This is a genomic window from Paenibacillus sp. BR2-3 (genome assembly GCF_046529485.1).
Taxonomy (GTDB): Bacteria; Bacillota; Bacilli; order Paenibacillales; family Paenibacillaceae; genus Paenibacillus_AQ.
Genome location: NZ_CP126311.1, coordinates 1,312,832 through 1,337,441, shown reverse-complemented (window position 1 = coordinate 1,337,441; position 24,610 = coordinate 1,312,832). Strand labels below are relative to the sequence as shown.

The window sequence follows — 24,610 nt, the reverse complement described above, 5'->3', positions numbered from 1 at the left end:
AATTCCTCACTTATTTACCAAATAGGGATATTGAGAGTACCTTGTACACATCATCAAATTTACTCTTGGGAATTACTGTTACAAGCGTTCCATCGTTGGCAACCACAGCGGCTCCTTCTTTGGAGAAGAATAAATGTTTGCTCCCATTGTTTTGAGAAAGGGCTTTTCCGTTCCTAACCCAAGATTCAGCCATCTCTTTCGTCACTCCTCGCAAAGTCATTCTTTCCAAGCCGTGTGAAGTGACTTTTGACCAATCAATTTTAGTTCCAGGATTTTCTACAAGTGTTCCTGCTTTTCCAAAGCTATCGCCTATTTTCGCAACCTTGATAGTTCCCTCTACTTTCATTGCTTTCTTTACGCCATTTATAGCTGCTTTAACACCTTTTGCGGCTATAAACACTCCATTTTCAACTAACAAAAAGTTTCTCCTTACAATTTCATCCATTGCCCCCTGTCTTGTTGCCTTAGGCTGATTATTATCTGTAATAATTGCTGACAATTGAATCTGTGTTAAAGATGTAAGGTCAACGTAATTGGAATTCCCCATTCCGCCCCCACCTGAACCCCATTCTTGCCTATGTCCCGTTGGATCGGAGTAAATCAACGGATTATTACTCACATACGTATACAAATTCAAACTCAGCGGATTTGTAATCTGCCCCTCATACGTATCCTCATTTATAAAACGCCCTACACTAGGATCGTAATACCGTGCCCGTAGATAATAAAGTCCGGTTTCCTCATCATAGATCTCTCCGGCGTACTTGAAGGAATTCTGCGTTCCTTCTACCTGACTGGTGATATTCCCCCACTCATCATAAGCGTAGAAGTTAACGATGGTCCCACTCTTATCTACGATTTGAATCACATCACCATGACCATTATAGAGATAGTAATACTCTTTATTCGATAACCTATCCTTCTTAACCAACAAGCGGTCTCCACGAACGTAATCTGCTGTAACAGCGTTACTTTCGTTTACTTCCGAGATTACTTCCCGATTTGTATTATACCGGTATTGATTCACACTAGTTCCAGTTATTTTCTTATACCGCATGCCATCTGCACTATATTCGAACGTTGTAGTGCTGTTACCTTTAGTTGTAGCGATTAATGTATTAAACAAATCATATCGATAGCCAGTATCAGATATATCAAATGAATCATTGGCTGTATCGATTAATGTCGATCTGTTCCCCCGCAAATCATACGTATAGTTCACTGAGGACCCGTCACTACGTACGATACTCTCCAGGCGATTCAGTTTATCGTAAGTGTACGTATTCGTTTGTGTCGGTTGATTACTTGCCGTTTGAGTTGTAGTTAGGATATTACCATTCTCATCATAACTATAACTGGAGGAGGATAACAAGGACGAACCTTTTTTATTCGCAATGGTTGTTAACCGGTTTAAATTATTGTAGATATACTCAGTCCGTAGAACACTTCCATCTGCTAACGGAGGGTACGTTATAGACTGAATTTGTCCATTGGGATAGTAGGTGTATTTCACATTGGCCGCATCCGACTCATTCAGGGTTGATTGACCGTCGGTCTGCACCTTATCCAGTCTGGATTTATCGTATTTATACCGAGTGGAAAATACACCAGTTGAACCGTCTCCGCTTACATTTAGCAGACTGATCCGATTGTTCTTGTCATAATTTAATTGCAGACTCGAGGAATAACTGTTCGCACCCTGCATTTGAATAGATACAATTCGCTTCAAACCATCCATCTGGGTGGTCAATGAAGATATTTGGGTACCATTCGTGTATTTTTCTTGGGTGTCGTACAGAATTCCATTGCTACCAATGATAGTCTTGATCTGCTGGGTTTCCCCTGTTGTACCTATTGCATTTTGTATCGTCATACGATTCTGCTCATCGTACTGATACGTAAACACACTTCCGTTACGATCATTCATTTGCTTAAGTTGACCTAGGTTGTTGTACATGTAAGAGGTTTCTTGGGCCGCCGGATCTGCCTTTGAAGCCAATGATCCGATTTCGTTGAACGTTTTGGCGCTGATTGTAATCGGAGAACTGAATTCATTGCTTTGCAAGGTTGAGCCGATGATTTGCCCATTTGCATCATACTGATACTTCGAGATTTCTCCCAATGCATTCTTCACTTCGTTTAATCGATTGAGCGCGTCATACGAATACTTCGTAGTGACACCCTCTCCATTCAGATTACGCTTTGGATCGACATAATTCACTAGATTTCCAGCAATGTCATAGGTATAGCTTTCGGTCGAAGGTGCACTTACATTCGGCCAATCTTTATACACCCGGTTCGTAATGAGTTGACCCCAATGGTCATAATCTTGCTCCACATAGCTGGATTTTAGGCTGTTTTGGGACGGATTACTACGGTAGCTTGCAACATCTCCGGCAGCTATAAAATAATTCACCAATTGACGGGATTTCAGTCGAGATTCCGATACATAAAGATTTCCATACGCATCAAGCGCTTCTTTTTCTGCACCCCATGCATCATAAGCATTGGTTACGGTATTCCCCATTGGATCCAGTTGATAAATAGCATGCCCGAGATCATCCGCACGGTATTGGGTGGTCTGTACCTGCCCCTCACTGAACTGCTGACCATACATTAAAAAGCCCAGTCCGTCATAAAATGAATTCTGGTTCGATAACAGGGTCACCTTACCCGTCGCGGTTTCCGTATACTTGCGGTTGTAATGAACCCATAAACTAAGCGTTCCCGAGTTCTGCGAGTCTATATCGGCGGGTGTATTGGTATTTTCATAGGAATATTCATCTGAAACACTATAGGCCACATTGTTCAGATTCTTGAAGCTTGGATACGTCACATTCGTAATCCGACCTAATGCATCATAGGCGTACGAAGTCACGTTGCCATTTCCATCGCTTTCTGTCCGGATTAAACCGGTGGCTAAATCATAGGTCATAGTTTTCTTTACGGTCTGGGTGATATTTTGTCCTGTGCTGTCTTTCGTCGTAAAGGTGCTGATCACTTCACCCGGATACACATAATTGGTATCTGCGAATAGATTACTCGTAGTTATAGCTTGTTTGCCGTTCTCTAAATTTTTGGTTTCCCGGATGCTCATCAGCTTTCCAACTACATTAACATTGGGGTTCGAGAAGTTAGATGTTATCGTACTTCCGTCGATAGCCGTATAAGAATAGCTTGTCACTTCATTTTTGGCATTGGTATAACTCTTCACACGACCATTCGCATAATAATCGTACTGCTCGGTTAACAGCGTATTATTATTTTGATACGAAGATTTCGTTTTTAGAAAATAAAAGTTGGGATCATACGTATATGAGACAGTGTATTTCTCTTTGGTTGCAGCATCATTAAACTGGGCCTGGGTTAAAGACTTCGTCTCGCTCTTTGTTCCTCCCCAGTCAGTATAACTCAATTGGGAATACAGTTGATTCGGTGAAGCGTCATTGTCACTACTATAATCTGAGGTCTGGATCTGGGTAGGCTTACTTTTGTATGTTGGATCAAAGCTTTGATTGGTAACAACGGTTCGTTCTCCATTGGCGGCTCTAGTCGTCGTGGACAGGGTCTGCCCATCCTGATTAAATAGACTGGTAGTTGATAACCCATTCATCGCAGATGTACTCTGAATCGTCGAGGTACTAGAGTAGGTATAAGCGCTTGGCACACCATAATTTGATGTGTAGCCGGTATAGTCACCAGTATACGTATAATTTATTTGATTATATCCAGGATCTGCACTGGAAGTGCTAAAGTCACCACTGCTAGCTTCGTATTTAAATAATGTATCTTTTCTTGTCTTGACACGGAATTCTTCCGTAAAGCCAGCTTCCCCCAAATTACTGGAGAACTTCTCATATTGAAACCAAGTCACAGAACGCGGATATTGAATCAGTTGTAGCAACGCGGAAAAATTCGTACTAGTATACGAACTCAGATATTGCTTTCGCGAGTAGTCAAAATTGGTATACCCATCATTCACATAATGAAAGCTGACTTTTTCATTATTGGCGCTTTGAATATACTGGAATGCAGGTACATATCCCTGAAATTGACCATTTAGTGCTAAACTCGCCCTGGATTTCATATACGTCACATGCTGCTGGTCTGTGCCATTCAGATCTTTAACCGTGACGACAATAGATTCTCCGGCAAAATTGGCATCATCCGGTGTCTGAAGGGTTGACTGATACGCAAAGTTTACGATACGCCCCATCGTATCGGTGATTGAGGAAATCACTTTATACGTTTGTCCATCGTAGACCGTGCGATCGGTATGCTGAAACTTAATCACGTTGCCATAACGATCCACAATCCCAAGCAACCGGCCGTCCATCGCAAAATATTCCCGTTTTTTATCGGCATATTCTAAATAATAAGCAGAAGTTCCTTGTCCATTACTAAATAAACCCTGATAGTCCTGAACCAGGCGTAGGTCCTTCCCGGAGTAACCAACTAAATGAGTATAACTCCCCACGGCATCCGTTGCGCTCAAATCTATCTGATATACGGCTCCATCTCCACGATGATAATACATATATCCGCCCTCAGCCATTTGAATGGAAGGGAACATGAACGACCACCCCATGCCCAGGTCATAACGGGAGATCAAATAGTTATACTTTTTCATGTCATTAGATCCGTAATTGTAATTCTTCATGTAAGGGAATGCGTTATTAGAATCAAACATGACCCCAATGTTTAAATTCAATCCGTCTCTACCGGGTAAGCTGATATCTGTTTTCTTCCACACCATTTTACCTGATGCCGGATCCGTGGTCTCGCTAGAGCCACTATGATCTGAGAATTGGGGCTTCTTGGTCTGATTAATTTGCATCTGAGTAATTAGACCATTGTAAATACTATTTATATCCTGTGAATAATTGGTCATGAACAGTGTTGTAGAAACTTTATTAAGGGTGTCCGTAGAGTACACGGAATCCGTAACTGATAAATTGTAGGTAGACTCAGTAACTGACGTTAATTCATCGATAGAGTTCACTTCTGATTCATTTTTAGCCTTTTCGTTGCTACCATTCAGTTCATAGCTTTGGAGGATTACATCTATAGATTTCTTATTGTTGTTTTTAGCTGCTTTAATAATTTCAATTTCTTCAGCGGTACTTAAACTTCTATTTTTTCTTTTCAAATTCGCTTCTATGTTTGGATTTTCATTTATTAATTCTTTTAATTCTGCCTCCTTCTCAGATTTCAGGCTTTGTTCAATCTCCTCCCATGTCTGATTCAACTCTTTTTTTCGTTCAATTAACTCACGTGGTTGGGTTAACCATTCATTTCCTAATTGGTCAGATACGTAAATATCTTCTTCGGTTGCCCCATTAAGAAGTAGTTCTTCCAAGTCTTTTTTGGTGTATACGAATGTATTTTGTTTATGTAGTCGCTTGTTAAAACTCTTCAAAGATTTTTCCTGTACTTTTTTTCGCCATTCCGGCTCATACACCGCACCGGTTACGGATGTCATTTGTATGGTTTGAGGAACAGGGTCAATTCCTTTGATGATGGTAGTTATCTCATCATTACTAGCGGAAAATCCCTTTTCATTTGGCTTGCTTAGCTCTTTGGCAGTACCTGCGTTGGCCGGTGTAATATTAAGAGAAGGGACCATTAGAGCAAGAATTAATACAACTAATAAGAATTTCTTCCATCCATTTGTCACAAAAATTCTCCCATCATTTTCATTTTCAGTTCTGAAGTGCTGAGGTGTTCCACCAATGTATCCTAAATATAATAGATACAATAAACCAATATTTGTAAAACAATGCCTGAAATACATTATCGAGCGAAAATCCAAGAGCCCATATCCAGCGATGTAGCCGGTTACTGTAACAGCCGCAATAAGTATTGCACTGAAATCTACACACACAATATGGAAATGTGGAGAGAAGAGAACCCATTGGCCCTCAGGGAATGTTCAAGAATCAACTGTTGGAGTCATACAATCGCTATTGGATAAGCCCGTGAACTAGATGTACATGGACTGAATGGGCACGCGGGGTATCGCGCGTTTAAGTAAAGACAGACAGATACCGTTAACTGTGATTTCGTATATTTCGTCAATGATCATCGACCAAAACGGCCATTACAAATCCTCGGTTTCATGTAGGCGTCCAAAAAGCGCAATTGGTGTAATGCTGAAAGATCTCTAAAACAGAGGAACTTGACTGTTGGATCTGGATGCAGAATTTCGTAAATCTTATCCGAAAACAGATGAGAGTACGTTTTCATCCTAAAAAATACGTGCAACGTTTTCAAAATACCGAATCCGTAACTGAAGATCCAAAGAAGATTTGACAGCTACAGATGAGGAGGTAGTTAGCACTGCGTTTGAGATGGTAAAGCCCGTAAAGCCCAATTTCAATCAAAAGATATGCGGTGGTGGAGAAGAGTGTTTATCTCCATCTCATCGATTACAATGAACGCTACTGACAGTGGATTTTTGTGTCTCGGGCTATGCAACTGTGAAAAATTGAGAAAGGAAGTCTTTATCCCAAGAACACCATTACCACAACATGTGAATCTATTTTTTCTGATACACAAACTTCTTGATGCTAATCAGTATTTATTTCTTATCTTGGAAAAGATTTTAGTTTTACCTAATATACTTTAAATTACCATTTTTGTCGTATTCATAAGTTCGTATAACGTCTCCATCCTTTTCGATATTGGTCAGGCGATTAGCACTGTCATAGTAGTATTTGATTCCTTTTTCCACAACTTTAGCTTGCGTTTGTAAGGTAGCTCCAAATGGAGTATATTGATAAGCCATTCTCCATACATATGATATATTTCCTACTTCAGGTGGAGCAGTAAGGGTTATTTTAAAGAGTGCGGTTCCCCCGGGTGGAACACTATTATTATAGTACATAGGAAAAAAACGGTTTAATGTTTCATTAAATAACATATATTCTATATATCCTGCAGTCCCTGGGCTCCAAGTCAACTCCCCGGTATTTTTTATAGATATATCAAACGTGTAGCTGTTATCAATAAAAACTTTAGATGGAAATGTATGTGATACTATCTGGGAATTATCCGCTTTGTATGTAACGGCCATATTTAAAAAGCTAGTAGATGTTGAACCTAACCAAACCATACCTCCGTATACCATTGGACTATTGTTGGGGATTTTATCTTGGATAACCGAATATGGAATCGTGCACTCCAATGCTCCAGCTGAATCGTATTTCTTTGTCAACCCATTACTTACGTCGACCATATTATATCCTTGAGGTATATTCGGACTATAAGACGCTTGATTTTCATAGTTAGACAGAGTGGCATAGAATTGTGCCCCTGTCATATAATAATCCCCTCTCTTTCCAAAAATCAGATATTTAATCTCTTGAATTTCTTTTTTATGAATAGGGAATGGAAGTTTTACGTTAAGCAAATTCGTTTGGTTAGGATAAGTCGTATTCCCTGAGACGCTTATACTAATCGTTGTCGGATCTATGACAAGCGGATATACAAGCCCTTGATCATTTAAAGTCATAGAAATATACGATTTCGAATCAGATTTCTCTATTTCCATTTGAATTAGGTCATAACGCAGGTCATTGCTGGAAGAATCTTTAACCCACATCGGTGGTATCGTATACTCGACTTTATTTTGTTTGTTAACAAAATCAATGCTGTGATCAGAATTAACTCGATAAGACAATCCATGGGTAATAAGCTCAAATCGAAACTTATTCGGAGCCTCACTATTTTTTAATTGTATTTCCATTTTTATGAAATCATTATTAACCTGATAAATAAGATCAGTGTTCTTCCATGCATTTGTGTATTGAATTTTATTATTTGTTATGACTGCTTGAGAACCAGACGTGCTCATGGCCTTATACTGAATTGTTTTTACATCATCACCGATTCGTATTGAATTATTGATCGACTTTGGAAACTTTGTTTTAATATTATTTTTGGAAACTTCATAATCATATCCAGATTTTGTATTATCCAAAACAATATCAGTATCGATCGGCTCCCATTTGTTATTATTATTATAATAATTAATAGACTGACCTGATGACACTGTTGTGTATGTATCATCTGAATTTTTAAAAGTTCGTGTGAATTGTGTCCGCTGATCTACCAACTCAATGGGTTCTTTTGATTTATTTAGCAGACTGCCCAATATACTTTCTTCAATTTGCTGATCTTTAGCAATGGTAGCGCTATCATTAATTGCGTTAATGGTTGTTCCCATACCAAACATGCCTGTCAGAAAAAAAAGCAACAACAGAAGAACACTAAGACACCTTTTCAAAGAAAAACCTCCATTTTATTTAAATTGGTAAAAGTAAGGCTCAATTCAATAATCACCCTCTTTTTCCTTAAAATGATTTTACTAGGAATAAGGTAAATATTACCTGTCGCATATTAGCGTACTATAAAATTCAGAATTGGAAAATAGTTTTATTTTTGAATATATTACAATAGTGCAGGTGAAGCCTTTGAATATTGTATGATGCCAGGATAATGCCAGAAATTCTAAGATTCAGTAAGCGGTGATGTTATTCTGAGAATATTCCAAATTACTCTAGTGCCCTCTCTGAAATCGTAGTTGGGAAAAAGGGTAATATACCGTAAAACCAACTATTTCGAGGTGAGCAGCATGACTATATTTGTTCGTGATTTGACCTTGGAAGAAGGCAATCGCCTCTTGCGAATTGCCCGTAAAGGAGCAGACCCTGTCCAAGTGCGCCGAGCTTTGCTCATTTTGGCCTCTGCCCAAAAGATGAAAGTGCCGGAAATCAGCCGACTTTACCATATCTCCGGCGAGCATATTCGCCATACGATTCACCGTTTCAACGACGAAGGAATGGATTCATTGAAACCGAAGTACTGCGGTGGCCGTCCGCCCACGTTCACTCCAGAAGAGCGGAGCGAGATCATCGAACTTGCCCAAATCCCCCCCAAAAGTGGCTGGCTATCCGTTTACGAATTGGTCGCTCTCTAAATTGAAACAAGCGGTGGAAGAACGGAAAATCGTTTCTTCGATTTCCATCGAGACGCTTCGTGTCATTTTAAATGAGGCCAAAATCACGTATCAAAACACCAAAACGTGGAAAGCTTCAACCGATCCCGAATTTGAGTCTAAAAAAAACGAATCGAGGACCTCTACCACAACCCTCCAACGGACGGGCGTGTAATCTGTGTGGATGAATTTGGTCCGCTGTCGCTTCAGCCCTATCGGGGCAAAGGCTGGTTTCCCAAACGGAGACCCACTCGGCTTCGGGCGACATACAACCGTCCTCATGGCGTCAAACACTTGCTTGCCGCACTGGATTTGAAAACAGACCAACTTTACGGACATGCTTCCCGAACGAAAAAGCATCAGGATCTTCTCCGTTTCTTCCAGGTGCTTCGGCGTCGCTTCCATCGCTCGGAGCGGTTGTATATCATTCTTGATAATTTCTCACCGCATCTGCATCATAAGGTCAAAGATTGGGCGGAAGACCACAACGTGGAACTCGTCTACACCCCAACGTATGCTTCATGGCTCAACCGAATTGAATGCCATTTTGGTCCACTCCGGAAGTTCGTACTCGAAGGCAGTGATTTTGCTAAACACCAGGACTTGAGGCTAGCTATTCAAGCGTATCTGCGTTGGCGGAACAAAAACAAACGCAAGGTCATTATTTTAAGAGAGCAAAACAAGATCAAGGTTCTCTGAAGGGGCACTAGTTCCTTATTTACATAAAAAAGTAAGCACGTAATATCAGGATAATTCTGTATGGATTTATCTATCGTATCAATAAAGTCATCCTTTCTACTAGATAAATTAATATTGGCATCATAGTATTTCGCTTGAAAACCGATAACATCGGAATCAACTTGAATTACTTCTGTTTCTATGCCTGTTTGATTAAAGTATCTAAAGAGGCCGAATGGTTTATTGAATTCATGACAAAACAAAATATATGCCAATTGTTCAAAGGCATTTCGATTATTCCCTGAAAATTTATAATTAAAAACATCCCAATTGATGCTAACATTTTGATACATAAATATCCCCTCCTCTAGTAAGGCACGATTTTAATTTCGAGTCCAAACGACACTATTCCTTCTTTTGGAATAAACAAAAAAGAGGGAAAAGAAAATCACCCTACCGTTAGGGTGATCGTGTGCTACATATATCTAATTTTGTATGCTTTTCATTTAATGAAGAAACCAGATTTTAAATTCTTTCCAATGGTGTAGAAGAAATAACTGATAGTTGAGTCGGCTTTCTCTGCATTGACACCAGCTGAAATGATTTTAGAAATTTAAACACTGCACATTCTAAAATAAAAGCGACTCATCCGAGGACAAGTCGCTTTCAAAATTTATCGCTTCGCCTTATAAAACCCATGATACAGCTTCATGAGCGCCCTCTTCTCAATCCGTGACACATAACTCCGGCTTATCCCAAGTTCCTTCGCGATCTCCCGCTGGGTCCTCTCTTCCCCGCCGGTATCCAGCCCAAAGCGTCCAACCACAACTTCCTTCTCCTGGTCGTCCAGAATATCTAGGTTCCGGTAGATTTTACTCTTCTCAATATTAAGGTCTACGGTGAGCAGCAGATCGTCGGCTCCCGAGCCTAAAATATCTATCAAAGTAATCTCATTACCTTCTTTGTCCGTTCCAATGGGATCGTGCAGCGACACGTCCTTTCGGGTCTTTTTGAGTGAACGGAGATGCATTAGAATTTCATTTTCAATACAACGGGCAGCAAAAGTGGCCAGCTTCGTCCCTTTGTTGGGACGGTAGCTTTCGATCACCGTTGTCAAATTTCTTGACGATATGGACACGATATGATGTAATCTTGTGAGTCTTATTTAAAAATCACACCTTACCTCATCGCTACCAGCTATAAATATGACTTAAGATATAGTATGTCAACGAAGTAAGAATCCTGATTCTATAAGCGTTCATTCAGACCAGTGATAGGAAACTCTTTATCCAACTGACCGTATTTGAAGATGATAATTGAGATCGCGTTCGCAACCTTCAACTCGTAAATGTCTCCACTGGAAGTCAGATTACTCAGATTGAGTAAGCCAACTATTCTCCAAATTTTTAATTGATTTAATTCTAGAGGTAATACCAGCCAATATCATCACCAAAACCCCGGCAATTATAAATAATAATCCAATCCCTCTACCGGGACCTGTGCCGATAATTTCTCCAATGGTGGGGGCGAGAAGTCCCCCTTCGTTTAGTAGCGGATTAAATACATGGTCTGCCAGGAAACCCGCTACACTGTATGCGACAACAAAACCCAGCTGGGAGAGTATCCCGATAATGCCCCATACCCTGCCTTGTTTTTCATTAGAAATATTCTGCCGAACCAACACATCAGCACTGGTATTGATGAATGGCAGTGCAGATAGGAATAAGAATCCAGCCCCTATTATAAAGTAAAGGTTGGTTGTTAGTCCCAATAACGAAAAGGATAATCCGGCGAAAACCATACCCAGTACCAGCATGCGGGAATACTTCTTGCTAACGCTAAATATGCCGATAACTAGACTGCTTATTATCATCCCTACAGCACTGACGGACTGAAAGGTTCCAAGTGTTCTCGCATCCGAAAACGACAGTATCATGGGTCCGATCAGAGTCTGCAAAAAGCCGAGATAAAAAGTAACAATTGAGATAATAGTTACAAGAAGCAAGATCCCCTTACTAGACGAAATCGCATTCCAACCCTCTTTTAAATCCGTCAGGAAATTTTGATTTTCAGATTCTTTAGATACGGTCTGCAAATTCTTTTTAACAAACAAAACTGCAAGTATAGCAACCGCAAATGTAGAGATATCAATAATTAGTATGTTCTCAATCTTCGTAATACTGAGTAAAAATCCGGCTATGATTGGAGAGAATAGAAATTTGGCTGATTCGGCCAATTGTACCAAACCGCTTCCCTTTGAAAATTGTTCCTCCGTTAATAAGTCAGTAGCCGAAGCTTTGTAAGCCGGACTTTGTAAGGCGGCAAAAATAGAGCTGATCGTAACCCCAATATATATTTGCCAGAGCTGAACATCCCCGGTCAACATTACAAACAAAATGAATACAAGCCCTAAAGCAGAACCCAGATCTCCAAGAATCATCATAACTCGCCGATCATATCGATCTGCTAACACCCCGCCAACAGGTCTTAATAAAATGGAGGGCAGGAATGAAAATAGAGTAATTAGAGCAGCACTAGTGGCAGTATGTGTCTTCTCAAAGGCATAAACCCCCAGAGAAAAAGCTGTCAAGCCAACCCCGATAGATGATATCATCTGGCCTATCCACACAATAAGAAACTTTTTAAATGATTTATTATTGACAACATCCATTTGTTTCTCACTTCCTTTCGCTTGCTGAAATTTGATCTCTCAGCATCTGCTCATACATTCTGGGTATATAGCTGAAGCTCCCCTTCTCTGCCCCTAACGTAGTTTCGATAATATAAGCAAAAGCCTTTGCCTTTTTGATGATTTCCACTGGCTCCCATTGGAATAGACCTGTATCCAGCAAAAATTGAGAAGATACTAATAAAAACTCAACCACTTCCTTCGGGGCAGGTGTATTGAACGTCCCCTCCTTTATCCCTTGTTCAACAACAGCAGCCAGAATTGGAGTCAGCAACAAGATGGTTTGAACTAAGCTTTTCTGATGCATCTCGGCATTATCTACCCGGTGGAGCTGTTCAATAATTTGGTCCTTTCGATTGCTGTCCTGATTTTGCGCCATAATGATTTGATAAATTTTTTCATGGGAATTAAGTTTTGGATTGGCAGCGATAGCTTTTGCAGCTGCCAACCCAATGTTCATAAAACGCATTACTATTGCGTTCATGACTTCTTCTTTGGATTGAAAATAGTAGTAAAAGGTACCCTTGGCGATTCCAATCCTTCGCAGAATGTCATTTACTGTAGTTTTTGAATAGCCCATAGTACCAAAGAGAAGCTCAGCAGCATCCAGGATTTCATTTCTACGTTCTTCCGGCCTTTTTAGAACCCTCATCAGCATACCTCCACCGTTTGTAGACCGACCCCCGGTCTACAACGGTCAAAATAGTTTCCTTCGATTATTATTGTTCCTTCGATTATTTTAGAAGCCCATTTCCATTAGCCATCTCGAAAGTTTGTTTTCTCTCGCTTTAATATCATTTTTCTCTTTTGAGTATTTCCCCAGCTGTTGCTCGGCAATTATATTACCGTCCAGCATGAATAGAATACGTTCTGTTTTTGCAGCAACTTTAACATCATGAGTCACAATCATAATCGTTGTTCCCGAGTGGTTGATATCTGCCAAAATTTCCATGATTTCAGTAGCCGACTTGGAATTTAAGGCACCTGTGGGTTCATCACCAAACACAATATCTGGATTATTAATAAGCGCTCTGCAAATAGCTACCCGCTGAAGCTGTCCGCCTGAAGCTTGGGTAATATCATTATTGGCAAGCTCGGAAATTCCAGTCTGCTTCATTAATCTTAGAGCTCTTTGATTGATTTTTTCCCGACTGCTGACCTTCGCTATATATGCCGACAGGATGATATTGTCAAAGATGCTTAGATTCTTTAACAGATGAATGTGCTGAAAAATAAATCCCATTTTATTCAGACGTAATTTAGCCAATTCATTCTCAGAAAGAGCAGAGATTTCATGTCCATTAAAGAAAACACTTCCTGAAGTCACATTATCCATTCCGCTAATATTGTAGAGCAATGTTGACTTTCCTGAACCTGAGGGACCCATCACAGAAACGAATTCACCCTTTTTGATTTGCAGGCTCACATTTTTAAGAATGTTATGCTGAGTTTTGTTATTCACAACATATGTTTTATTCAGTTCCTTTGACTCTAATATATTATTCATCGATTTCCTCCCTATTCTACAATCATCTCAGAAATGCTGGATTTTTTTATCGATATGATGCTGATTAATGTTGTAATCGTCACAACAAGCATTAAGACAAGCGGGCAAAGAATGTAGGCCTGAACTGGATCAATAACGAATTTAATTTGTGAAGCGCCAAAGAAGGAAAGGATAACACTCACAATTTTTTGCCCGATCGTGTTTGAAACAATAGTGCCCAGGATGATCCCGATATTGAGTACCAATAGAGCCATGGTTACATATTTTATCCGGATATCCTTTAGAGTAAAACCAATACTTTTCAGAATAGCAATTTGAGCGTAATCTTTGGCAACCAACATTTTTAAGAACAAGGATGTTATTAGGATGGATACAAAGATAGCAATCAAAATGGCCAGAATTGTGATTAATTTGAGCTGATCAATGGTATTCCCTAGGGTTTGGTCTAAATATCCCTGAAGATGGGTGACTTTTGCCGGATAAAATGCTTCTTCATATTCAGCTATTTTCCCCTTGATATCGATTTGATCGGATACATCTAGACTTACTACGTACCAAAGTACAGCATCGGCATTGAAGGGCATAAGTGCTTTGGCTGTTCGGCCCCCGTTGGTCACGTCTTGGTAAATACCGCTAACAACCATATTTTTTTCTGTTCCGTTGACTACTAGTCGGAGCTGATCGCCCACATTCTTCTCCATGTCTTTGCTGTTGGCATAAGAGAGAGCAATTTCATTGTCGCTTGTCGGAGCTTTCCCATTTACATAATCTAAGGGGAAAATAGAAAAATCTCCGGTTTCGATACTAATGTTCTCTAAAGCACCATCATTATTTATCATCTTAAACTGACTGGTTACCAGTGGAGAAAATTTCTCAACATCTTTATCGTTCTTAATATAAGAATTCATTTTCTCATATCTTTCAACGATATTGTCTGTCAGACGCAAATCTATCCGTATGTCACTTTGCCCTATCCCCATATAGGAGATGAAACTCGGGGACTGAATCGTGTTCAGGAAATTCACCGGAATGATGATGATAAATGAACTGACTAAGAAAACGATCAATAATAATCTAAACATCTTAAAGCGTTGAAAGAGATCCTTTACCCCAAGGAATATAGGAATATTAAAGAACTTGCTTTTGTGTAGAGGCAGAGAACCTGTCTTGACCTGTGTATCTCCGATATTTCCGGATCGCAAAGCTTCTATTGTAGATATCTTTTTGAACCTTCTGAGTACTAAGCTGCAAAATAAGACCACCATTAAAAAAATCAAGACTACAGCAATAAAGGAAATCAGGTGTTGTAAAACACTCTTCGGCGCTGTGCCTATGTAAAGCATAATATTAGCGGTGAACAAACGGTTTAGAAATATGGAGGCCAGGAATCCGATTATAGATGCTAAAGCTGCCATAACAACGTATTTTGTCAGGTACATTTTTTTAATATAACTTTGACTTATTCCAATCGCCTTCATGACTCCAATTTCTCTGTAATCTTCTTCGATCGTTGCCAAAATCGTAAACCTGATACAGAGGATGGCTATGATATTAAGAAGAATACTCACAAAGATAATAACCGCCGCTACAACACCATCAGTAATTGAATTTAAAGTCTTGAACAAACTGTAGTCAACGGCCGGCCCCTTCTTGGGTAAGTTAGAGGATTGGTACGCATTGCTAAACTCGCTAAGCTTGCTGAAATCATTTAATTGAAATTCAATCAGGTATTCAATTTCACCGAGATTACTCTTAAGCCTCTCGAAATCGCTTTTATGTACTACAAAACGCTTGGAATGAATAATAGAGGGATTCATCTGGACGTCCCGGACAAAGTCCACTACTGTGAATTCCATGTCAAAGGATTGCGCGGTAATTTTGACTTTGTCTCCAATATTCATATTTTTCTGCTGCTTATAGTAAATTGGTACAGCAATTTCACCTTTTGAGACTTGGATGACTTGGCTTTCCAGGTTAAGCAGCAAATCAAATGTAGAGTTCTGCCGGACAAAATCAAGATCCATAATACTGTTCTTCTCTGACTCCGCATCGTTACCCAAATATAGATTGGATCCGTCTATATTGATCATTTCTACAGTCTGCTGAGTTTTCACAAGGTCATTTTTAGAAGTCCAGTTATCAATTTCCGACTGATTCAGTTCTCCGGAATGCATCTGGACGAAATGCGGAGCTTTCGATGCAGTAAATAGGTTATTCAAAGAATTGGATAACTCCATGATCATGCTTGAACCCGCCGAGACAAGTAAAGCTGATAACAAAATAAAAATAAACAATGCAATCGTTATACTCTTTTTTCTGGAGAAATCTTTTTTCAGCATGTTTAATAACATCCGGTTACCATTACTCCTTTCAATCGTTCGAATTTATACAGTCTGTCGAAGTAAAATATCACCAAGATGTTCTGCAACAACCTTTGCTTTAGCGGAAATAAACATATGGGACCCGCCTTCAATAGGGATTAACTTGATTTCATTACTAAAATACTTCATCCACAAGATTACCGAATCCATGGGGACTACTTTGTCATTTTCACCCCAGAAAAAGGAGACAGGGATATGTAACGGTTTAAAATCAAGGTTCGAAGATGTCTCCAATACTCTGAAATCGGCACGAATAACCGGAAGAAAATATTCTAGCAAGCTTTTCTCATGAATGAGTTCCTCCGGAATTCCATCATAAGAAATAAGGTGATTAATGAGCTTATCGTTGGAAAATTAAATACCGATTGTCTATCATTTCCCCTATTATTTGCTAGGAGGATCTTCTCTATTGTCCGATACGTTTGGGTATCATATAACCTCGCAAAAGAATTACTCTCTGATACACCAAGCTCTATTCTTAATCCTTAAATCTTTACCAGCTAGTCTACTCTTCCAGTACATTCAATCTTCCTTACGAGAAGCGACTACAAACCGATCTATCATTGCTCTCTACTAGGTATGTAGTAGCTATACCATAATTTAGGATCTCTGTCAAAAAAATAAGAATGTAATTTTAAACAATCCTGCATAGGTACAGCTATCCATGGTTTCTAGGAGTATAAAAATCGATGCAATAATGAATCTGCTAGTTTTTATATAAGAACACAATGTGCGAGAGAACATTGTGCTTCTCCTGGTTTCGCGGCTTGTAATTCGAGGTTAGTAACGTTGTCTTGAACGGAACGTTTGGTTAGAGCTGGTATGCTGTTAGTCTTAATAGTGGACACCCGTTAGAAGCCCAGGGATAATGAGATTAACGAGGAGGTGTCCACATGAGTGGAACGCGAAAAAGCTACAATGGACGAATTTAAAAAGCAGACCGTAAAGTAAATTCAGGAGCAGACCAAGACGGTGGCGGAACTGGCCCAGGAATTGGATATCCCCGCTAAGACCCTGCATCAGTGGTTAGGCAAATACCGGCAGTTCCCGGACGAGCCAGTGGCCAGTGTGGAAAGAGTCCGGGAACTCGAGAGGCAATTGAGGGAGAAGGAACAACAACTGGCCGATATGGCGGAGGAAATGGCTATCGTAAAAAAAGCAGGGCACATCTTCAGCAATCCAAAGAACTGAGATTTCAGTTTGTCGAAGATCATCCCAGTTTCGTGTGGAGAAGATGTGCAGGGTCGTTATGGCAGCCCTAAATCACCATTCTCCTCCAGCGTGAGGGCCATCAAGTCAGCGAGCGCACCATTGGAAAATACATGAGAGAGCTGGGTTTTCGCTCTTGTGTAGCGAAGAAATCCCGCGTGAACACGACCGATTCCAAGCACAATTTGCCGATTGCTCCTAACCTGCTTAACCAGCAATTTTTCACAGAAAAAGCTATGGGCAAACCTTTACCGCTTCGGCTGATGCCCAGCTCTTTGGCAATCTCCCTCTGCGTTCGCTCCTCGCCTCCTGTATCCAACCCGAAGCGCCCGACCACTACTTCCTTCTCCCGGTCATCCAGAATATCAAGGTTCCGGTAGATTTTACTCTTCTCAATGTTAAGGTCCACGGTAATCAGCAGATCGTCGGCTCCCGAACCCAAAATATCTATCAGTGTGATTTCATTTCCTTCTTTATCCGTTCCAATAGGATCGTGCAGCGATACGTCCTTCCGGGTCTTTTTGAGTGAACGGAGATGCATTAATATTTCATTCTCGATACAACGGGCGGCAAAAGTGGCCAGCTTCGTCCCTTTGTTGGGGCGGTAGCTCTCAATGGCCTTGATCAGCCCGATGGTTCCGATGGAAATCAGATCCTCCATATCCTCGCCGGTATTGTCAAACTTCTTGAGGTTATGGACACGATACGATGTTAAATAATTAGGCAATTCTGTGATTTCATTTACACTCATACGCATATGATAAATCGGCAAATAGGGTAGGGTACCGCCACTTCATCATATACTTCTTTGGAGGAACGAGCTGCCGAGCTGCCACTTATCTTTTTCGTCATTTAACAAGGCAACATGAAACGTACTAAATTTTATTCTTCGGGATTTGTAATGATTTAAGAGATTGGAAAACCTTTGCTTATATTTTGCTTCCGTTACGCTTAAATCCTTAATAATAATCAGCGGATTATCAATCTGCCCTTCGTACGTATCCTCATTCAAAAAACGTTCTTCACTTGGATCGTAATAACGTGCCCATAGATAGTAAAGCCCCGTTTCCTCATGATATACCTCTCCGATGTATTCGAAGGAATTTTGTATGCCCTTCGTTTGATGAGTGATATCTCCCCACTAGTCAGACGCATACGAGTTCACGATGACCCTATTCGTATCCACGACCTGAATTACATCTAGAACTCTATCGTTTCGAAAGGATTAGTATAGTAAGGGCGCTCTGGAATTGAGCTCTTCTAGTATGTCCTTGTAATACGGATTCGTGAAATTCTTTGAACACAGCCATATCTGTCGCTCAAATTTAGGGGCGGTAGCTTCCTTGTTTTGGGAGATCGACAATCTCCATTATGAACCAACACACTTTATCCAAATGCCAAAACATGTACTTTTTTGTATGAATTCATAACGCCCCTTTAATAGCAATGTCTGTGATTCCTCAAATCCTCATTTCTCAGAAGAAACTTATCAAAAACAAAAAAGCAACTCATCCGCAGACAAGTCGCTTATTAAAGCCGTATAACAGCACTTCCTCAGCGCCCTGCCGAGTTTTTACAAAGAAAAAGCAAGCCAGAAATCAACGAGTTCAAGTTTGCTATGTACGGTCCAGCGCCCATCTTCGGTTTTGTCCATACGGATCAGTGTATCAACTTGAACCTTCACCAGCTTACCGTCATCATCCACATCTGTTTGCAGTTCAGACACATAAACAACAGCATGATCATCAGACAAATAAGGAATAAAGGTTTCTGATGCCCTCTTCTTATTATAAAGAGACGATTGATAGGACAGTGCATTCTCATATCGCACACCGGTAGCTGCTTCATATTCATTGATATAGACCGGTGAGGTCGATTGAAGAATGGCCGCAGCGTTATCATCCTTCCAAGCCTGACTATATTTTTCCAGATCCGCCATAACCGAAGCAGCCTCTTTAGCCTGCAGAGCGACCGCAGCGCCTTCTTCTCTAGCACCTTCGGCCATCTCGTGCCGGGTATTCCCCATATAGAACCCGGATAGCTTCCAGTCCTGCTTTTTTTTCGTGACAGAGAATGTGAAGTCGATTTCCCGTTTAAAAACGGCTGATGAAGATGCATAAGATACCTTTACAAAGGCATGATTTTCACTGAGATAAATAATATCGTTAACCTTAAAGCTTGATGTCAGCAAGGGGAGGAAATTAAACGGCACACCAATCTCCGGTTCAAATCCTCTGTAATCCTCCCAGCCCGAGTCGCTGAAGATTTCACGTGACGGATTGACTTGGCCTTCCTTAAAAAAAGCATCGAGTACAGGTGAGATTTTGTCCGATTCTCCAGGTATTTTTTTCGTTAAGCAAATGATTTGCTCGGCTTTATTGAACTGTACCTGGTACCCTAATAGCTCACCAATTGAGCGAACAGGAATATATGTCAGATTCCCGATTCGCCGGACTGGCACCGGAAGCGTCCAATTCTTGCCTTTATAAGATACCTTCTTGCTGTCAAGCCATAGGGTAAGGAGCGGCTCTGATTCTCCGCCATCAAACACCTGAATTCTTCCTGTGCTGTGATCCAGGTCTACAGTCATTCCGAGAGACTCGAAGAAAAATCGATAGTAGACCAGAGCCGTTCCATTTTCCATGTACATAGAATCTAAACTGATCAGCGTAACACCATTGACCTTAATATAAATGTCGGGATTTTCTGTTGCGGCGAAGCTTGGTTTGGGGATCACCAAAAACAGCATGCAGGCCAACATAAAAATAAAAACTTTTTTATTCATAGAACTTCTCCCTTCGACCGAATAGTACCACATGACCAGTATATACTTTGTCGAACTTTGTATTCCCCTTAAAAAAGTTGAAGAAAAAAGGGGATGACCCAAAGCCATGAAATGGCTACTTGGATCATCCCCTTGTTGTTTTAAACAGGATCCGCGCTTGCCAATCTATCGCTTCACCTTATAAAACTCATGATACAGCTTCATCAGCGCCCGCTTCTCAATCCGTGATACATAGCTGCGACTAATGCCCAGCTCCTTAGCGATTTCCCGCTGCGTGCGCTCCTCGCCTCCGGTATCCAGCCCGAAGCGCCCGACCACAACTTCCTTCTCCCTGTCATCCAGAATATCTAGATTGCGGTATATTTTGCTCTTCTCAATATTCAGATCCACTGTCACCAGCAGATCGTCGGCCCCCGAGCCTAAAATATCTATTAAAGTAATCTCATTACCCTCTTTGTCCGTTCCAATGGGATCGTGTAGCGACACGTCCTTGCGGGTCTTTTTCAGTGAACGGAGATGCATCAGGATCTCATTCTCGATACAACGGGCGGCAAAAAGTGGCCAGCTTGGTCCCTTTGTTCGGGCGGTAGCTTTCAATCGCCTTAATGAGCCCGATCGTTCCTATGGAGATCAAATCCTCCATGTCTTCGCCGGTGTTGTCGAATTTTTTGAGGTTGTGGACACGATGTGATGTAAATCTTCATTAAAGTCAATGCCGACGTCATCTCTACCAGGGATAAACTCTCCCACCATTGGGTGTTTCACTACCAAAAGAACGAGGAGGAATGAGATGCCCCTTTCCTCATCCCATTTACTTTGCAATCGATAAGCCTGCGCGAACTGTCTCAGCTAACGGATATTCGGCATGCAGCGCTTAGTGAATTGGCCAATCATAAACGGCAGAACATGAATTTTGGACAGATCTAGTGTATTGCCTATCATAGATATCTCTGCTACCAGTTCCTCTGCTGTGATGAGGTCAATGCCTGTCATGCTTTCCAGACCTCCATCAATCAAATCTTTAATAACCATCCTTCTGCTTGCACGGACTTCATGAAATACTTATCGTCGAGTTGCAGACCAAATCCGGGGGTTGCAGGAACCTTAACCCTTCCATCAGTAATGAAGTAATCATGGGCTTCCAAACCCGGCACCCTGACTTCATCCCACTCAATCGTTAGGAAACGTTCCAACACAGGAGCAACATGGCAAGATGCGTAGTTCCCGTATGGTCCGCCATAATTGTGGGGCGCTTGCTTTACAGTTGAACCGAGCAACTGGTCTCCCATTTCGAGCAATTTGTTAAATCCATAGAACCGAATATCGAATTGCAGCACATCGATCAATCCCTGCTTGGCCCAATCTACGATGGACGGGGCAACGGTAAGTCCTTCTCCATCTGCAATCATAACCTTTAGATTTTGTTTACTCATCCAATTCTTTAAATCTTCATATAAGACGGGATCCTCATAGAACGGTTCTTCGATAAAAGTAATATTCACCTCCGCAGTCGCTTCCAGCACCTCTTTGGTGATATTGAGATTGTAGCTGTTATTCGCATCTATCATAATTTGAGACTGGACACCAACTGCCTCCCGAATTCCCTTAATAATGACAATGTCCCGCTTTATTCCTTGTTGCAAGGGCATGTGCCTTGCCCCGCGCCCAACTTTTATTTTGAAAGCCCGGTGTCCCGCCTTCCATCCTTCCAAAGCTTTAGCCTGCATGAGTGTTACTGCTTCATGATCATCGTCCAAATGCAAATCATCAAAATAAATGGTGGCATCATAACAGGGGACAGTGAGCGGGTCTTCTGCAATGTTTGGCATCGTGGGGTTGAACAATGAGTAGACTGGCTTCCCGGTCCAATGTCCCAACCAATCTAACAGCGGGTATTCAATCCCGTGATACTTTGGTCGTACTCTCATCCCGGATGTAAATATGTCCTGAACCTTCGTTCCGATCATGGATTGTGCCTGTGTTCTCGAGAGAGTTGACCATCCGAAGCCTGTTATACCGCCTATTGTGATTCGCACAAGATCAAGGGGTACAGCTTTCCCATGCCAGCCTTTTCTCGCATTACAGCCGATATCTCTCCATCTTTCACCTCGTAAACATCCTCGTTCAATTTGATCAATGCATAAGCCGTGCTCTGTCCCGAGAAGACTCATGGGTTGCATCCTCCTTTTTGTGTTCTTGATCTTCCCTCCCTAACCTTGTTGGTTCATGCCAACCGCCAGTACCTCCTAAATTGTATGCTCCCTGTACCAAGAGAAACTCGGACAATTATCCGGAGCAGCGCAAAATTCAATGGGTACCTACAGTACTCTAAATTTTCGCCCGTTATAGGGTAAACGTACAATCACATTTGTACCCTGTGCATTATACTATTCAAGTGCCAATTAACCTCACAAAGGCAGGAGGATGAAACGTGGACAGAATTCATATCGTTACGGCTACGAACAACCTGTATGCGAAGCCTTTGGCCGTAATGCTTACCTCGTTATTTACAAACAAGTCTTCCTTAAATCCAGTAACCGTTCATATCATTGATGGAAATATCTCCAAAAACAATAAAATCAGATTATCCAATTGCCTCAAAAAGTACCCTAAAGCAGAAGTTGAATTTGTGAAGGTTGACGCGTCGATGTTTCAAGATGTTCAGCTCAGATTTCATCTTAGCAAGGAAACCTATTACCGAATCGCAATCCCCCGTATTTTGAGCAATGACATTCAAAAAGCCATTTACCTGGACTGTGACATGATTGTCAAAGACGATATCACTACATTATGGAATTTGAATCTGGATGATTATTTCGTCGCGGCTGTTAATATTCCCGGCAACATCGACAGGTTTATGGAGCTTTCCATTCCAAGGCAAGACGGATATTTCAATGCGGGAATGCTGGTAATCAATGTACAAAAATGGAGAGAAGCGAATATAACCGGTCAAGTGTTGAATTACATGAAATATAACCCGGAAAAGCTCAAGCTGATGGATCAGGACGCGCTAAATGCTATTCTCCATGATAAATGGCTGCGGCTGAAACATAGATGGAACTACCAGGTTCATCGCTCCCATCTGCTGCCGGTGAAGAATCCGGCAATCATCCATTTTACCACTGGCAAAAAACCTTGGAACAGCAATCCCCGCTATAAATATGAGTATATGAGATATCGCAGAAAAACCGTGTGGTTATTGAACAAAGGAAGGTGAAGTAAATGAAGGTCGACTGGTTAATTATCGGTTCGGGGTTTACGGGCGCCACACTGGCAGAGCGAATTGCAACTCAGCTCGGACAAAAGGTATTGGTGGTAGATAAACGGGATCATATCGGCGGCAACTCTTATGATTGTTTTGATGAACATGGTATTCTCATCCACAAATACGGCTCACATACGTTTCATACGAATTCTGATATGGTATGGAATTATTTGTCACAGTTTACACAGTGGCGTCCTTACTTCCATGAAGTCCGCACCGTCATTGACGGCAAGATGGTTCCGGTCCCTTTTAATTTAAATTCACTTCATGTCCTGTTCCCCAAAAATTTCGCAGAGAAGCTTGAAGAATTGCTAATCCAGCATTTCGGCTTCGGAGTCAAGGTTCCCATATTAAAGCTCAGGGAAGCAGCAAGCGGCGAACTCAGTTTTCTGGCCGATTACATTTATCAGAACGTATTCTACAAATATACGCTAAAGCATTGGGAATTGGATCCGGAGCAACTCGACCGTTCGGTGACCGGCAGGGTTCCTGTGATAATCAGCAGGGATAACCGCTACTTCCAGGATAAATATCAGGGGCTTCCCAAACACGGGTATACGCGGATGTTCAACCGGATGCTGGGACATCCGAACATCAAGCTTATGCTCAACACCGATTACCGCGAAGTGATGAATCAGATTAAATACAAACGCATGATCTACACAGGACCGATAGACGAGTATTTTAATTATGTACACGGCACGCTTCCTTACCGGACCCTGCAATTTGAATTCGAGACGCTCGATCAGGAATACCATCAGGAAGTGGGCACCGTCAACTATCCGTTTGAATACGACTATACCCGTGTTCTGGAACAGAAACATCTCACCGGTCAGATCTCTTCAAAAACCACCATCTCTTATGTATATCCTCAGAAGTATGAGCCTGGCGTTAATGAACCCTATTACCCGATTCCCCGCAATGAGAATAGAGAGCTCTATAAACTCTATCAGGCGGAAGCTGACAAGATCAAAGATAAAGTGCTTTTTGCCGGACGACTTGCCGATTACAGATATTACAATATGGATCAAGCAGTCGCGCGGGCCCTGACGTTGTTCAAATCGGAGATCGGGCTGAAGAGTTAGATCAATCAGGAGA

Annotated in this window: 15 protein-coding genes and 4 pseudogenes; 6 read left to right on the top strand and 13 right to left on the bottom strand. The window is 41.2% G+C overall.

Translation table 11 applies throughout. From position 1 onward, the window contains the following. Positions 1 to 10: 10 nt before the first annotated feature. Together PaeBR_RS06385 and PaeBR_RS06380 are read right to left on the bottom strand one after the other, a co-directional pair. Positions 11 to 5,884 carry an RHS repeat-associated core domain-containing protein gene (locus tag PaeBR_RS06385; protein WP_410514027.1) on the bottom strand — a complete coding sequence of 1,958 codons (5,874 nt, stop codon included), beginning with the start codon at positions 5,882 to 5,884 and terminating at the stop codon, positions 11 to 13. Positions 5,885 to 6,610: 726 nt separating this feature from the next. After that, the gene (locus tag PaeBR_RS06380; protein WP_410514026.1) at positions 6,611 to 8,227 is read right to left on the bottom strand and encodes a hypothetical protein; all 1,617 of its coding nucleotides are present in this window, start codon (positions 8,225 to 8,227) and stop codon (positions 6,611 to 6,613) included. A gap of 357 nt (positions 8,228 to 8,584) precedes the next feature. Between PaeBR_RS06380 and PaeBR_RS06375 the strand changes: the two genes are divergently transcribed. Together PaeBR_RS06375 and PaeBR_RS06370 are read left to right on the top strand one after the other, a co-directional pair. Continuing rightward, entirely contained in the window at positions 8,585 to 8,980 is a 396-nt protein-coding gene (locus PaeBR_RS06375; protein WP_410514025.1) for a helix-turn-helix domain-containing protein, read from the top strand. 150 nt (positions 8,981 to 9,130) lie between these two features. After that, positions 9,131 to 9,697: an IS630 family transposase gene (locus tag PaeBR_RS06370; protein ID WP_410515095.1), complete on the top strand. Its 567-nt coding sequence runs from the start codon at positions 9,131 to 9,133 to the stop codon at positions 9,695 to 9,697. A gap of 652 nt (positions 9,698 to 10,349) precedes the next feature. On the opposite strand, the pseudogene PaeBR_RS06365 reads toward PaeBR_RS06370, so the two are convergent. The 6 genes and pseudogenes from PaeBR_RS06365 to PaeBR_RS06340 form a co-directional block, all read right to left on the bottom strand. Beyond that, a pseudogene (locus PaeBR_RS06365) lies at positions 10,350 to 10,787 on the bottom strand (sigma-70 family RNA polymerase sigma factor); the annotation flags it as partial. A 258-nt stretch (positions 10,788 to 11,045) separates the two neighbouring features. After that, the gene (locus PaeBR_RS06360) at positions 11,046 to 12,347 is read right to left on the bottom strand and encodes an MFS transporter (RefSeq protein ID WP_410514024.1); all 1,302 of its coding nucleotides are present in this window, start codon (positions 12,345 to 12,347) and stop codon (positions 11,046 to 11,048) included. Between the two features lie 7 nt (positions 12,348 to 12,354). Then, positions 12,355 to 13,017 (bottom strand): TetR/AcrR family transcriptional regulator, encoded by a 663-nt coding sequence (locus PaeBR_RS06355; protein WP_410514023.1) that lies wholly within the window; start codon positions 13,015 to 13,017, stop codon positions 12,355 to 12,357. A gap of 87 nt (positions 13,018 to 13,104) precedes the next feature. Further along, on the bottom strand, positions 13,105 to 13,872 hold the full coding sequence (locus PaeBR_RS06350) for an ABC transporter ATP-binding protein (protein ID WP_410514022.1): 768 nt from the start codon (positions 13,870 to 13,872) through the stop codon (positions 13,105 to 13,107). A gap of 11 nt (positions 13,873 to 13,883) precedes the next feature. Beyond that, entirely contained in the window at positions 13,884 to 16,223 is a 2,340-nt protein-coding gene (locus PaeBR_RS06345; protein WP_410514021.1) for an FtsX-like permease family protein, read from the bottom strand. Between the two features lie 33 nt (positions 16,224 to 16,256). Continuing rightward, positions 16,257 to 16,589: a thioesterase II family protein gene (locus PaeBR_RS06340; protein ID WP_410515094.1), complete on the bottom strand. Its 333-nt coding sequence runs from the start codon at positions 16,587 to 16,589 to the stop codon at positions 16,257 to 16,259. Between the two features lie 615 nt (positions 16,590 to 17,204). On the opposite strand from PaeBR_RS06340, the gene PaeBR_RS06335 reads away from it, so the two are divergent. Continuing rightward, on the top strand, positions 17,205 to 17,444 hold the full coding sequence (locus tag PaeBR_RS06335; protein WP_410515093.1) for a transposase: 240 nt from the start codon (positions 17,205 to 17,207) through the stop codon (positions 17,442 to 17,444). Positions 17,445 to 17,715: 271 nt separating this feature from the next. On the opposite strand, the pseudogene PaeBR_RS06330 reads toward PaeBR_RS06335, so the two are convergent. From PaeBR_RS06330 to sigK, 4 genes and pseudogenes are all read right to left on the bottom strand, one after another. Beyond that, positions 17,716 to 18,159: pseudogene (locus PaeBR_RS06330) on the bottom strand (sigma-70 family RNA polymerase sigma factor); the annotation flags it as partial. A 99-nt stretch (positions 18,160 to 18,258) separates the two neighbouring features. Then, entirely contained in the window at positions 18,259 to 18,594 is a 336-nt protein-coding gene (locus PaeBR_RS06325) for an RHS repeat-associated core domain-containing protein (protein ID WP_410515092.1), read from the bottom strand. A 441-nt stretch (positions 18,595 to 19,035) separates the two neighbouring features. After that, positions 19,036 to 20,247, bottom strand: a complete 1,212-nt coding sequence (locus PaeBR_RS06320; RefSeq protein ID WP_410514020.1) for a copper amine oxidase N-terminal domain-containing protein — start codon at positions 20,245 to 20,247, stop codon at positions 19,036 to 19,038. 165 nt (positions 20,248 to 20,412) lie between these two features. Continuing rightward, a pseudogene (gene sigK / locus PaeBR_RS06315) lies at positions 20,413 to 20,926 on the bottom strand (RNA polymerase sporulation sigma factor SigK); the annotation flags it as partial. A gap of 125 nt (positions 20,927 to 21,051) precedes the next feature. Between sigK and PaeBR_RS06310 the strand changes: the two are divergent. Then, positions 21,052 to 21,171 (top strand): annotated as a pseudogene (locus PaeBR_RS06310) (XRE family transcriptional regulator); the annotation flags it as partial. Between the two features lie 89 nt (positions 21,172 to 21,260). Here the strand turns inward: PaeBR_RS06310 and PaeBR_RS06305 are convergent. Continuing rightward, the gene (locus tag PaeBR_RS06305) at positions 21,261 to 22,418 is read right to left on the bottom strand and encodes an enolase C-terminal domain-like protein (RefSeq protein WP_410514019.1); all 1,158 of its coding nucleotides are present in this window, start codon (positions 22,416 to 22,418) and stop codon (positions 21,261 to 21,263) included. Positions 22,419 to 22,678: 260 nt separating this feature from the next. Here PaeBR_RS06305 and PaeBR_RS06300 point away from each other — a divergent pair, with 260 nt between their 5' ends. Together PaeBR_RS06300 and glf are read left to right on the top strand one after the other, a co-directional pair. Next, positions 22,679 to 23,464: a glycosyltransferase family 8 protein gene (locus PaeBR_RS06300; protein WP_410514018.1), complete on the top strand. Its 786-nt coding sequence runs from the start codon at positions 22,679 to 22,681 to the stop codon at positions 23,462 to 23,464. Between the two features lie 5 nt (positions 23,465 to 23,469). Then, positions 23,470 to 24,597 (top strand): UDP-galactopyranose mutase, encoded by a 1,128-nt coding sequence (gene glf, locus PaeBR_RS06295; protein ID WP_410514017.1) that lies wholly within the window; start codon positions 23,470 to 23,472, stop codon positions 24,595 to 24,597. Positions 24,598 to 24,610 lie beyond the last annotated feature (13 nt).

Excerpts from the sequence above, each read along its gene's own strand:
- PaeBR_RS06345 (WP_410514021.1), bottom strand. The coding sequence starts at position 16,223 with ATGTTATTAAACATGCTGAAAAAAGATTTCTCCAGAAAAAAGAGTATA.
- PaeBR_RS06355 (WP_410514023.1), bottom strand. The coding sequence starts at position 13,017 with ATGAGGGTTCTAAAAAGGCCGGAAGAACGTAGAAATGAAATCCTGGAT.
- PaeBR_RS06320 (WP_410514020.1), bottom strand. The coding sequence starts at position 20,247 with ATGAATAAAAAAGTTTTTATTTTTATGTTGGCCTGCATGCTGTTTTTG.
- PaeBR_RS06380 (WP_410514026.1), bottom strand. The coding sequence starts at position 8,227 with ATGGGAACAACCATTAACGCAATTAATGATAGCGCTACCATTGCTAAA.
- PaeBR_RS06350 (WP_410514022.1), bottom strand. The coding sequence starts at position 13,872 with ATGAATAATATATTAGAGTCAAAGGAACTGAATAAAACATATGTTGTG.
- PaeBR_RS06360 (WP_410514024.1), bottom strand. The coding sequence starts at position 12,347 with ATGGATGTTGTCAATAATAAATCATTTAAAAAGTTTCTTATTGTGTGG.
- PaeBR_RS06305 (WP_410514019.1), bottom strand. The coding sequence starts at position 22,418 with ATGAGTCTTCTCGGGACAGAGCACGGCTTATGCATTGATCAAATTGAA.
- glf (WP_410514017.1), top strand. The coding sequence starts at position 23,470 with ATGAAGGTCGACTGGTTAATTATCGGTTCGGGGTTTACGGGCGCCACA.